Origin of the sequence: Clostridium tetani (genome assembly GCF_900167265.1) — a bacterium.
In the GTDB taxonomy this organism is placed as follows: Bacteria; Bacillota; Clostridia; order Clostridiales; family Clostridiaceae; genus Clostridium_G; species Clostridium_G tetani.
In genome coordinates this window covers 252,203-264,015 of the sequence record NZ_FUWT01000003.1, presented here as the reverse complement: position 1 = coordinate 264,015, position 11,813 = coordinate 252,203, and the positions used below count along the sequence as shown (strand labels likewise).

Sequence of the window (11,813 nt, the reverse complement as noted above, 5' to 3'; positions counted from 1 at the left end):
TTTTTGCTTTAAGTTGAACACAAAGTGTATTCCATCTATAATTGCTATTCTGTAACTCCTTAATTTTTCTATGTTGCTTTTCTATAACTTCATTATCAGTTTCACAGCTTTCCTCAAGTTCTCTAATCCTTTTCTTAAGAAATTCAACTTCTCCATTAGAATTTAAAACTACTGTTATAGGCTGATTATTCTCTTCTTTTAAATCTGTTACATAATCTAAAATACCTGTTAAATCGTTAATCACTGCTTCTTTGTGTATTGCTCTGATACTGTCACCTAAACTAGAATATCTATTTATAGTTGTTGTTAAAAGTGCTAATGTTATATCTTTTATCATCTTTACAAATCCTCCGTTTTCTCTTATACTTTAGGTTAGGTTTTTTAATTATGTTTTTTATTTGGCTGCTCTTGCAGCTCTTTTTTTAATGCATACTTCTAACTCTTTTGCAATTTCTAATACGTTTATGTTTATTCATAACTCCTTTCTTTCTAAGGATGTAAACCTTATTCATAACTGTTGCTATAGTTCTTTCTAATGCAAAACTCATTTCATCTGGACCTATAATGTCACACCAATTAATTAAATAATTTAAATCTGTCTTAGACCATGGCTTTCCAGTATTTCTATGAATGAACGGATTATATTTCGCTCTTCCATATCTGTCATATTCAAGTTCCATTCTTCTAAGTGCATGTAGTGATCTTTCAGCTATTTCTATTAATTCAATCTTATTTGTTCTTTTACCAAAATTAATGCGATTAAACTTAATATCATCAGTAACTATATCCATAACTTCTTTAAATTCGTCATTACTTAAATGCCCCACTCTCCCCTCTAACATTTGTTTTAACACTTTATTTACCTCCAACATTTATATCTTTTTACTTTAGTTATTTTCTTCACCATTGCGGTGATATTGATGTGCATATAATAAATAGATGTGCATATAAATATAGTGTGAAGTGTTTGTATTTTTCTAGAAGTGTGGTAAAAGGCTCTATTAAGCCTTATTCATCCTTTGTGCTTTTACTTATGCTTATGCTATCTGCAATTCTTTCTAGTACTTCAATTACTTCCTGTAGGTTTCTCTCGTTTTCTTCATCTGAGATGTCTGGCTCTATAATTCTTACTATCGCTGCCATAATACTCACCTCCTTATATATCTATTAATTTAATGTGGCTTTAATAACTTTAATTTTCCAAGTTCATAAAATTCCCTAAGTAGTGTATAATGGTAATGTGATTAATTTTTTAGGAGCTGATACAATGGAAAATAAAATTTATGATTTACTTGAGAAAATATATGTAAATTTTAATCAACGTTTTGAAGGCTTAGAAAAAACTACCTCTAAAATAAAATCTCAAGTAGATACAAACTCTTTAATGCTTGAAAAAATTCAAACTGATATAAAAACATTAGCTGAAGTTCAACAATCCTTTTCTGAACAACTAGATAGAGCTAAAGATAAAGATGGTAAAACTCTAGGTGAAAGATTAGACATTATTGAACTTGCTATTTCCAATACTTCTAAATCTGTTAATGATGTTGTAGATGCTATTGATGTTATTAAAGAAACTACCGGCTCCCATGAAATGGATATTAAAATTCTTAAAAAAATTAGAAATAACCATTTACTTTAGACACTTGAGTAGGTGTCTTTTTTTAGCTCCTTTTAATTACAAGCAAATTCTCTTTCAGCCTCTTGTTCTATCGTTGGTAATATCCCATTATCTCTAAGTAAGTTGTATAAAAACAATCTACCCTTTTGTGTCCACTTAGTATTCATTTTTACATCTGGTCTGCCATCACTTCTAACAATATCTATAGTTTCAGAATGTGTATAACCCTTACCACTATGTTCTTTATATAAAAGCCATTGATCATTTTGTTTATACTGTACTTTTAATTCATGTAGTAACTTATTTAATCCTGTTCCAGTCATGCCGTAGTCTTTAGCAATTTGTGTTATTGTTACAAGTCCTTTATTCTTTAAAATTCTATCTGTATAGTCTGCTCTAGGTTTCAACTCTCCTATGATTTGCTCTTTCTGTTTATTTTGTAATTCAAGCATTTTATTTTTAGCTTTTTCTTCTTTTAATTTTGTAGCAACTTGTATTAATAAATCTGGATTATCTAGCAATTCATCTTTTGCATACATTCCATGTTTTCTTATATCTTTTAAAATTTCTTTTACTTTCTTTTTAAATTGCTTAGCAATAGGTTTTCTACTTTGCATTAGAACTTCATAAAGCCCATCTTCTGTTAAGAACCACATTTCTCTATTCTGACCTGAGGTAAAGATTGTTTCCTTTAGCTTTTCCTGGGTATCTATCCCTTCTAACATCACTGAAGGTTTACTATGTTCAATGCATTCAGCTACATCTTTTGCTAAAAATAGTGGATTTTCAATATTTCCATAGATTTTAAAGTTTTTATTTAATACTTCTCTTTGGTCTATAACTCGTAGACTATTCATTTCTTTCATCTCCTTTTAATTTAATTTTTTCATTTCTGATTTTTCAAATAATTTTTCTAATGAAGCACCTGGGCAAACTAGATCTCTTATTTTTTTTATTTCACTAAGTGTAAAATCACTTTTTCCATTTAATTTATTAAATATAGTTTTTTCAGATACACCAATCTTTTTGGCTAAATCTTTTTTAGTTAATCCTTTCTTAACAAGTTCACCTAATAATTCACGGTACATATTTCACACCTCTTTCTCCGTCAACGGATATTATGATTACATATTATACCCCTCAACGGAAAAAGTCAATACTTTTTTTGAAACTTTTTATCCTTTAACGGTATTTTTTTATTGACAGTACTTTTTTACAGTAGTATCCTATAGATAAGAGGTGAGTATTATGGGACTGGAAATAATAGAAAAATTAAAAAAAGAAAAAGGATTTACTTCAAAACAATTATCCGAGAAGTCTGGTGTACCTAAAGGAACGTTGGACAAAATTTTAAACGGTACTACTAAAGATCCTAAACTAGAAACCCTTAAATCATTATCTAGGGTCTTAGGATGTACACTTGATGATTTTGATGATAAAACAGAAACTGAAATGGAAAATATTAATTTTAAAAAAGAAACAACATTATTAACAAACTTCAATAAACTGAATGATACTGGAAAATCTGAAGCTATTAAAAGAGTTGAAGAACTTGCTCAAATAGACAAGTATACTCACGAAGAAAAAGATCACTTAATGCCAATTGCGGCACATGATAAGGAGGGTAATTTCTCAAAAGAAGATATGGAACATGACTTAAATCTTATGAAAGATGATGAACTATGGAAATAACTGTGAGGTGACTATATGAGCTATGATACTTTACTAGATGAAGCTTTTAACAACGATATAATGGTTAAAGAAATAGATTTAAAAACTAAAGATGGTTTATGTTATGGAAATAGAATAGCCATTAATAAGAATCTAACAACTAATAGAGAGAAACGTTGTATACTAGCTGAAGAACTTGGGCATTTTTATACAACTGTAGGTGATATTACTGATCAATCAAAGATTGTAAATCTTAAACAAGAGGTCAGAGCTAGAAGATGGAGTTATGAAAAACTTATAGGAATCATAGATTTAGTTAATGCTTATAATAATGGTGCTAGGGATAAATATACTTTGGCAGATTATTTAAATGTTACAGAAGAATTCTTAGAAGAAGCAATAAACTATTATAAAACTAAGTACGGTTTATATTACGAAATAGATAACTATTTAATATATTTTGAACCTACTTTAGGGGTTATGAAAATATTTTAAAATATTATATAAGGAGTGTTTTATTTATGGAAAACTTATTAAAAGAAATATTAAGTGAGATTAAGGGAATTAAAAGTACCCAAGAAAAAATGCAAAGTGAAATAACAGGAATCAAAGACCAAGTTGCTGGTATTAAAGGTGAAGTTTCTGGAATTAAGGAAACCCAGGAAAAAATGCAATCTGATATAATAGAAATTAAAGAAAAGGTTAATGCTGTATATAATCAAACTGCTGACCTTACTGAATTTCGTACAGAATCCATTGAAAATCTTAATCAAATTAAAGATGATGTTGAATATCTAACTCATAAAGAAAGTCAAAATGAGAAAGTTTTATTTAATCTTCAACGTAAAGTAACTACTAATAGATAATAGAAAGGATGATACTTATGGAAAATGAAAAAATATTTGAACTAATAGAGAAAATGTATATAGACCTAAAGGGAAGTCAAGAAAAAATGTATGCAGATTTAAAAGAAGGTCAAGAAAAAATATGCACTGAATTAAAAAGTGAAATATCAGAAGTTAAGAAAACTGTAATAAGAATTGAAAATGACCATGGTAAAAAACTTGAAGCTTTATTTGATGGTTATAAACAAAATTCAGAGAAACTTAATAGAATTGAAGATGAAGTTGCCAAACATAAAGAAGTAATTATAAAAAGGATTAAATAATTATATTTAATGAGGTGATGTTTTGAATAAAATTTGTATTTATTTAAGAAAATCACGTGCTGATGAAGAACTTGAAAAAACTTTAGGTGAAGGTGAAACCTTATCCAAACATAGAAAAGCATTATTAAAGTTTGCTAAAGAAAAAAAATTAAACATAGTAGAAATAAAAGAAGAAATAGTATCTGGTGAAAGTTTATTTTTTAGACCTAAAATGTTAGAGCTCTTAAAAGAAGTTGAAAACAAACAATATACTGGTGTATTAGTTATGGACATGCAAAGACTTGGCAGAGGTAATATGCAAGACCAAGGCATTATATTAGAAACTTTTAAAAAATCTAATACTAAAATAATTACACCTATGAAAACCTATGACTTATCTGATGATTTTGATGAAGAGTATACTGAATTTGAAGCCTTCATGTCTAGAAAAGAATTAAAGATGATAAATCGTAGAATGCAAGGTGGTAGGGTTAGAAGTGTAGAAGATGGTAATTATATAGCAACTAATCCACCTCTAGGATATGATATACATTGGATAAAAAAATCTAGAACATTAAAAATTAACCCACATGAATGTGAAATAATAAAATTAATTTTTAAATTATATACAGAGGGTAATGGAGCTGGATCTATAGCAGAACATCTCAATAACTTAGGATATAAAACAAAATTTAATAATAATTTTTCTAGAAGTTCTGTTTTATTTATTCTTAAAAACCCTATTTATATAGGTAAAGTAACTTGGAAGAAGAAAGAAATTAAAAAATCTAAAAATCCTAATAAAGTAAAAGATACTAGAACAAGAGATAAATCAGAATGGATAGTTGTAGATGGCAAGCATGAACCTATGATAAGTATGAAGATGTGGAATAAAGCACAGGAAATATTAAATAATAAATACCATATTCCATACCAACTTGTAAATGGTCCTGCTAATCCTCTTGCGGGTATAGTTATTTGTAGTAAATGTAAGTTTAAAATGGTTATGAGAAAATTAAAGGGAGTAGATAGGCTTTTATGTAGAAATAATAAATGTGATAATATCAGTAATAGATATGATTCTACAGAAAAAGCTATTATCCAAGCCTTAGAACGCTACTTAAAGGAGTATAGGATAAATATATCTAATCAGAATAAAACCTCTGATATAAAGCCATACGAACGTCAGGTAAATATATTAGAAAAAGAATTGGCTGCACTGAATGAACAAAAATTAAAACTGTTTGATTTTTTAGAAAGAGGTATATATGATGAAAATACTTTTTTAGAAAGGTCTAAAAATATAGAGGAAAGAATAACTAAAACTTCTTCTGGAATAGAAAAAATAAATGATATAATAAATAAAGAGAAAAAAGTAGTAAAAGAAGAAGATGTAATTAAATTTCAAAAATTACTAGATGGTTATAAAAATACAGATGATATTAAATTGAAAAATGAGTTGATGAAAAAGTTAGTAAATAAGGTTGAGTATACTAAGAATAAACGTGGAGATACCTTTGGAATAGATATATTTCCTAAACTTAAGCCCTAGACTGATAACTTGTCCAGGGTATTTCATTGCCTTCTTTATCTATTCCTATTGGATCTTGAAGATATACCTCTCCTTTTGTTTTTTTGTTATTTCTAATAAGCATTAATATTTCATTTTCAATGCACTTTGCTGCATAAGTAGCGAGTCTTGTGCCTCTGTCTATTTTAAATGAATCTATGGCTTTTATAAGACCTATAGTTCCTATAGATATTAAATCATCCATATCCTTTCCGGGAAATGAATATTTTTTTACTATGTGGGCTACAAGTCTTAAATTTCTTTCTATAAGTACTCCTTTTGCTGATATATCCCCTTTTTCCAATTGTTTTAAATAATATTTTTCTTCTTCTGCCTTTAATGGTTTTGGAAAAGAATTATTACCTGTAACATAGGCTGTTAATAGTATATTGCTACCTAATATGTTTATTATTGAATCAAACATATACACTTTTAGTCCCTCCAAATAGTGCTTATTATTATAATATTCAGAGAGACTAATTTTAGTTCTTATTTTATATAAATTTTCTTTAAGTATCAAACAAAATAACTTTTACTTGTATTAATGTTCTTCATCTAGAAATATCTTAACTACATCTTTAAAGATAGGTGCTGCAGTATTTCCACCACTTTCAGAATCTTTATTTATATTTTTTACAAATACCACCATAGAATAATATTTATCTTCTTTATTAAAAAATCCAATAAACCATCCATCAGAATATTTAATTCTTTTACTTCTACCATTCCTATCCTTTACTATCTCTAATCTTTCTGTAGAACCAGTTTTCCCACCTATATCTATATCTTCTAAGTAAGCTTCTCTAGCAGTTCCCTTATTAACTACTCCATTCATAGCCTTTTTCACATTTAAAGCCGTTTCTTTTGATATGCATCTTTCACCTTGATATTCTGTTTTCTCTACTACCTTATTAGCGTTATCTACATATGCACTTATTATATTTGGTTTTATATATATTCCTTCATTTATTACAGTATTTGCAATAGATATTGCTTCTATAGGAGTAATTCTCATATTTTGACCTATAGCAGTAAGGCCCAAACTCCCATTTTCCATTTTAGGTTCTTCTACTTCAAACTTACCACTTTGCTCTCTATCTAAATTTAGTACCTTATCTAAAAGTCCCTGAGACTTAGATAGGGAATGCATACTCTGAAAACCTGATTCTATACCTAATTGTGAAAATATATGATTACAAGACACCACAAAAGCATCATTTATATTTAAACTACCATGATTTATGCCTTTGTTATTATCTTCGTATAATCCTTTGCAAGAAAAACTTTTATTTACATTATCATTATCCTTTTCCAAAATAGTTTCCATAACTAAGGTCTTATAAATAGAACCTGGAAAAAATCCATTTAAAGTTTCTGCCCCTATATTTATATTGGGTAAAGTATCGTCCTTTTGTACCATAGCCTTTATATTCCCGCTATTACTTTCCATTAAAATGACTCCTATTTGTTCATAGTCTCCATATTTACTTTTTAATAATTCCTTTATGTCTTCTTGAATATTCCTATCCAAAGTTAACTTTACATTTAAGTTATTTTTAGGTATATTCTCTTCTATATTTAATATATTATTATCTACATCTTTTTCAAACTCTATAGTATAATTTTTATTATTTTTAAGCTTATTTCTTATAGTCATTTCCAATGAACCTAATGATTTTTCTTTTCCACTACTAATATTTTTCGTAGTAGTTATCATATTTTCTAGGCTCCAAGCTTCACTTCTGTCTACCTTTAAATTTTTAAAAGTATAAAATCCTTTAATATTTTTTATGTCCTTTATTTTTTCATATGTAGGTAAGTCTATAGTAAAGTAATGCTTAGCATTTGAGGTTATATCTAAATTATTATAGCCTTCATTGTAAAGTTCTAATTCCTCTATTATTTTTAAATATTCTTTATAGTTTTCTTCTTCATTTTGCTTTATAAATACTTTAGGTATTATAACAGCTTTATATTCTTCTTTGTACTTTAATAAATTATCTCCATTACAATCCAATAATTTATAATTTAAGTCCCTTGTAGTTTCTACATAAGAATGCTGCATATTTGCCATAACATTATATCTTTCTCTATCTTTGTATTGTAGATTGTATAATCTTAAATTTAAAAATCCTAATGATATTAAAAAAAACAAAAGTATTATATAACATCTTTCCTTATGAATAAAAAACACCTCACTTTAACTTTATTATTGTCAAAATGAGGTACTTTTATCCTTTTATTCTGATTTTTGAACCATCTGTTTTATATTTCCTACGATTATATCTATGGCGACTTTATTATGTCCTCCCTCAGGGATTATTATATCTGCATATCTTTTACTTGGTTCTATAAATTGCATATGCATAGGTCTTACAACATTTAAATATTGATTTATTACGGAATCTAAAGACCTTCCTCTTTCCTTTATATCTCTAACAAGTCTTCTTATTATTCTTACATCTGCATCTGTATCCACATAAATCTTTATATCTAATAGATCTCTTATTTCTTTTTCTTCTAATACTAATATTCCTTCTACTATTATAATTTCAGTAGGTTCTACAATTTCTGTTTCATTTTTTCTATTATGTAATTCAAAATCATATATAGGTTTTTCCACTTTACTCCAATATGAAAGCTCTTTTAAATGCTTTACTAAAAGCTCTGTATCAAAAGCATTAGGGTGATCATAATTAGTTTTAACTCTTTCTTCAATGGATAAATGACTTTGGTCCTTGTAATAGGAATCTTGCTCTATCATAACTATAAGCTCTTTATCAAATCTTCTACAAATTTCTTTACTTACAGTGCTCTTTCCTGAGCCCGTTCCACCAGTTATACCTATTAATATCGGTCTTTTACTCATAGTAAATCTTCTACCCCCCTCAAATAAACTTTACTTAGCTTTAATAAGCATATCATTTTTCTTTAATTCTATGTTAACCCTAGCTTTATATATCATTTGAGCTACAGGAGTTGATTCTATTTTTTCACCTTTTTCATTACGAATGTTTTCAAGCTTTACTTGGAAGCTATCTCCAACAGGTCTTAGAACCTCCACTGAATCTCCTTCAAACAATTTATTTCTCTGTTCTATAGTTGCTTCATTGGTTTCCTTATTATAGTCTCTAACTATTCCAACTATATCATAGTTTCTTATATATGATGAAGTTTCATATATTTGACTATCTTTATCTCCAAGATAAAAACCAGTATAATAATCTCTGTGGCTTGTTTTCAATAAATTATTCATCCAATCTTCATTGAATTTATAATTTTTAGTATCCTCTATATAGGCATCTAATGCCTGTCTATAGGATTTTACTACTGAAGCTACATAATAAGAACTTTTCATTCTTCCTTCAATTTTAAAAGAATTTATTCCACATCTAACCAACTCAGGTATATGTTTTATCATACATAAATCTTTAGAATTTAATATGTAAGTCCCTCTCTCATCTTGAAATACTGGGAAGTATTGTCCTTCTCTCTTTTCTTCCATTAAATAATATTTATATCTACATGGTTGAGCACATTCTCCTCTATTAGCATCTCTTCCAGTCATATAGTTGGAAAGAAGGCATCTTCCTGAGTAGGACATACACATAGATCCATGTACAAAAGCTTCTAACTCACAATCTTCTGGCAATTTTTCTCTTATTCCTTTTATTTCTTCAAAGGATAATTCTCTTGCTAAAACAATTCTTTTAACCCCTTGTTTATGCCAAAATATAGCTGATTTCCAGTTAACATTATTAGCTTGAGTGCTTAAATGAATTTCTAGCTTAGGTGCCACTTCCCTAGCTGTCATTATTATTCCAGGGTCTGATACTATAATGGCATCTACTTTCATGTTTTCCAAATCCTTTAAATAGGGTTCTAACCCTTCTAAATCCTCATTGTGAGGAAAAACATTAACTGTTACATATACCCTTTTTCCTCTACTATGAGCAAACTCTATTCCTTCAATTAGCTCTTCATCGGTAAAATTATCAGCAAAAGCTCTTAGATTTAACTTGCTTCCACCTAAATAAACTGCATCTGCACCAAATAATATAGCTGTTTTTAGCTTTTCTAAATTGCCTGCTGGTGCTAATATTTCAGGTTTATTCATGGCTATTTATTCCTCCTTGTAATCAATGCTAAACCATCTCCCATAGGTATAATAGATGTTAAGAACTCCTCTTGTGATACCATATCCAAAAATTTTCTCATCCTTTTAACTATGGTTATTTTTCTTCTTTTTACTAAATGATCACTAGCTACCATTCCTCTAAATAATACATTGTCTCCAACTATTATCCCATTATCTCCCAGCAACCTTAAACATTCTGGAAAAAAGTGATTGTAATGTCCTTTTCCAGCATCCATAAATATAAGATCAAATTTTTCGTCAATTTTTGAAAGAACTTCTAGACAATCCCCTTCTACTATTTTTATTTTTTCTTCGTAGCCAGATTTTTTAATGTTTTCATTTGCTAAAGCCACCATATCCCTATCTCTTTCTATTGTTGTTATACTGCTTTTCCCCTGGGAGGCTTTCTCCATTAAAATAGCAGAATATCCAATAGCAGTACCTAATTCTAATATTCTTTTAGGCTTTTTAATATTTATTAAAACCTCTAAAAATCGTCCAACTTCCTTATGAATAATTGGCACAGAATTTTCTTTTGCAAACTCTTCTAATTCTTTTAAAAAATCATCCTCATCTTTAATTAATCCTCTGATGTATTCTTCCATGTAGTCATAGGTAATATTACTCATTAAATACCCTCCTAAGTCTAATCTCCTTGGGTAGTTTTCTTGACTTTTAAAAATTCAGCATAGTTATCTGTAAAAAAATGAGTGCCATCATTATTAGAAACAAAATATAAATAATTTGTTTCCTCTGGCTTTATTGTTGCCTCAATGGATTCAATTCCTGGATTACATATAGGACCTGGAGGTAACCCAATGGTCTTATATGTATTATAAGGAGAATTTATTTCTAAATCTTTATAATAGAGCTTTTCTTTATGCTTTCCCATAGCGTATAATACCGTAGCACAGGATTCCATTTTCATACCTTTTTTTACCCTATTATGAAATACAGAGGCAACCTTTCCTCTTTCTACATTAACTTCTGCTTCTTTTTCTACAATAGATGCTAAGGTAATTATTTTATCTAATTCTTCATCTTTTATTTTATATTTATTTTTTAAGTCCTCAGCAACTTTTTCAAATCTATTATACATTGTAGAAATTACTTTCTCCCCATCCATATCTTTTTTTAAATTATAGGTATCTGGAAATAGATAACCCTCTAATACATATTTTCTCTTATTTATATTCTTTATATATTTAGGTTTTTCATATTCACTACATTTTTTAATGAAATCTTCCCTTTTTATTATTCCTTTTTGTTCTAGTAATAATGCTATTTTATTGATATCATATCCTTCAGGAATAGTTACTTTAATAGTATCCTCATCTATGCCCTTATTTAACTGTTCAATAAATTCGTCTATGGTAGCATCTGATTTTACTATATATGTTCCTGGATTTATATTTAAAAGCATGTTATTATCCTTTAAATACTTTTTTATCAACCATACATTTTTTACATTTTTATTATTTTTCATGGTATTAAGAACAGTGTAAATACCACTGCCCTCTTCTACCACAATTTTGAAGCTTTCATCCTTAACTTTAAAAGGGTGTTTTATAATATTTTTATAGTAAGTAACGGTTCCTATAATAGATAAAGCTATTATACAAAAGACCACAGGTATTATTATCCCCATTTTTTTCCTTTTTCCCAT

15 protein-coding genes and 2 pseudogenes are annotated in these 11,813 nt (G+C 28.2%); 6 read left to right on the top strand and 11 right to left on the bottom strand.

All coding sequences use genetic code 11. From position 1 onward, the window contains the following. The 3 genes and pseudogenes from B5D21_RS03515 to B5D21_RS14365 all read right to left on the bottom strand — a co-directional run. A pseudogene (locus tag B5D21_RS03515) lies at positions 1-337 on the bottom strand (hypothetical protein); the annotation flags it as partial. An 85-nt stretch (positions 338-422) separates the two neighbouring features. Next, positions 423-854, bottom strand: a complete 432-nt coding sequence (locus tag B5D21_RS14245) for a hypothetical protein (protein WP_242651263.1) — start codon at positions 852-854, stop codon at positions 423-425. 154 nt (positions 855-1,008) lie between these two features. Continuing rightward, the gene (locus B5D21_RS14365; RefSeq protein WP_274542153.1) at positions 1,009-1,143 is read right to left on the bottom strand and encodes a hypothetical protein; all 135 of its coding nucleotides are present in this window, start codon (positions 1,141-1,143) and stop codon (positions 1,009-1,011) included. 97 nt (positions 1,144-1,240) lie between these two features. Between B5D21_RS14365 and B5D21_RS03505 the strand changes: the two genes are divergently transcribed. Next, the gene (locus tag B5D21_RS03505; protein WP_128993678.1) at positions 1,241-1,642 is read left to right on the top strand and encodes a hypothetical protein; all 402 of its coding nucleotides are present in this window, start codon (positions 1,241-1,243) and stop codon (positions 1,640-1,642) included. 32 nt (positions 1,643-1,674) lie between these two features. Here the strand turns inward: B5D21_RS03505 and B5D21_RS03500 are convergent, their stop codons facing one another. After that, positions 1,675-2,478, bottom strand: a complete 804-nt coding sequence (locus B5D21_RS03500; protein ID WP_035125312.1) for a phage antirepressor KilAC domain-containing protein — start codon at positions 2,476-2,478, stop codon at positions 1,675-1,677. 15 nt (positions 2,479-2,493) lie between these two features. Then, on the bottom strand, positions 2,494-2,709 hold the full coding sequence (locus B5D21_RS03495; protein ID WP_035125315.1) for a helix-turn-helix transcriptional regulator: 216 nt from the start codon (positions 2,707-2,709) through the stop codon (positions 2,494-2,496). A 160-nt stretch (positions 2,710-2,869) separates the two neighbouring features. On the opposite strand from B5D21_RS03495, the gene B5D21_RS03490 reads away from it, so the two are divergent. From B5D21_RS03490 to B5D21_RS03470, 5 genes are read left to right on the top strand one after another with little or no spacing between them, the layout of a single operon-like run. Beyond that, on the top strand, positions 2,870-3,313 hold the full coding sequence (locus B5D21_RS03490; RefSeq protein ID WP_052042385.1) for a helix-turn-helix domain-containing protein: 444 nt from the start codon (positions 2,870-2,872) through the stop codon (positions 3,311-3,313). Positions 3,314-3,328: 15 nt separating this feature from the next. Next, a complete protein-coding gene (locus tag B5D21_RS03485; RefSeq protein ID WP_011099314.1) occupies positions 3,329-3,787 on the top strand; it encodes an ImmA/IrrE family metallo-endopeptidase in 459 nt (152 codons plus the stop codon). A 26-nt stretch (positions 3,788-3,813) separates the two neighbouring features. Then, a complete protein-coding gene (locus B5D21_RS03480; protein WP_011099313.1) occupies positions 3,814-4,158 on the top strand; it encodes a hypothetical protein in 345 nt (114 codons plus the stop codon). A 17-nt stretch (positions 4,159-4,175) separates the two neighbouring features. Next, positions 4,176-4,460 (top strand): hypothetical protein, encoded by a 285-nt coding sequence (locus B5D21_RS03475; protein ID WP_035125317.1) that lies wholly within the window; start codon positions 4,176-4,178, stop codon positions 4,458-4,460. Positions 4,461-4,482: 22 nt separating this feature from the next. After that, complete coding sequence (locus tag B5D21_RS03470; protein ID WP_011099312.1) at positions 4,483-5,991, top strand: recombinase family protein; 1,509 nt, start codon at positions 4,483-4,485, stop codon at positions 5,989-5,991. 19 nt (positions 5,992-6,010) lie between these two features. Here the strand turns inward: B5D21_RS03470 and B5D21_RS03465 are convergent. The 6 genes and pseudogenes from B5D21_RS03465 to mltG all read right to left on the bottom strand — a co-directional run. Then, positions 6,011-6,433, bottom strand: a pseudogene (locus tag B5D21_RS03465) (sigma-70 family RNA polymerase sigma factor); the annotation flags it as partial. Between the two features lie 117 nt (positions 6,434-6,550). Next, positions 6,551-8,164, bottom strand: coding sequence for a penicillin-binding transpeptidase domain-containing protein (locus tag B5D21_RS03460; protein ID WP_052040372.1), 1,614 nt, complete (start codon positions 8,162-8,164; stop codon positions 6,551-6,553). Positions 8,165-8,248: 84 nt separating this feature from the next. Then, positions 8,249-8,878 (bottom strand): uridine kinase, encoded by a 630-nt coding sequence (udk, locus tag B5D21_RS03455; protein ID WP_011099309.1) that lies wholly within the window; start codon positions 8,876-8,878, stop codon positions 8,249-8,251. A gap of 30 nt (positions 8,879-8,908) precedes the next feature. Continuing rightward, positions 8,909-10,126 carry a peptidase U32 family protein gene (locus tag B5D21_RS03450; protein WP_011099308.1) on the bottom strand — a complete coding sequence of 406 codons (1,218 nt, stop codon included), beginning with the start codon at positions 10,124-10,126 and terminating at the stop codon, positions 8,909-8,911. 2 nt (positions 10,127-10,128) lie between these two features. Further along, on the bottom strand, positions 10,129-10,776 hold the full coding sequence (locus tag B5D21_RS03445) for an O-methyltransferase (RefSeq protein ID WP_011099307.1): 648 nt from the start codon (positions 10,774-10,776) through the stop codon (positions 10,129-10,131). 17 nt (positions 10,777-10,793) lie between these two features. Then, positions 10,794-11,813: an endolytic transglycosylase MltG gene (gene mltG, locus B5D21_RS03440; protein ID WP_011099306.1), complete on the bottom strand. Its 1,020-nt coding sequence runs from the start codon at positions 11,811-11,813 to the stop codon at positions 10,794-10,796.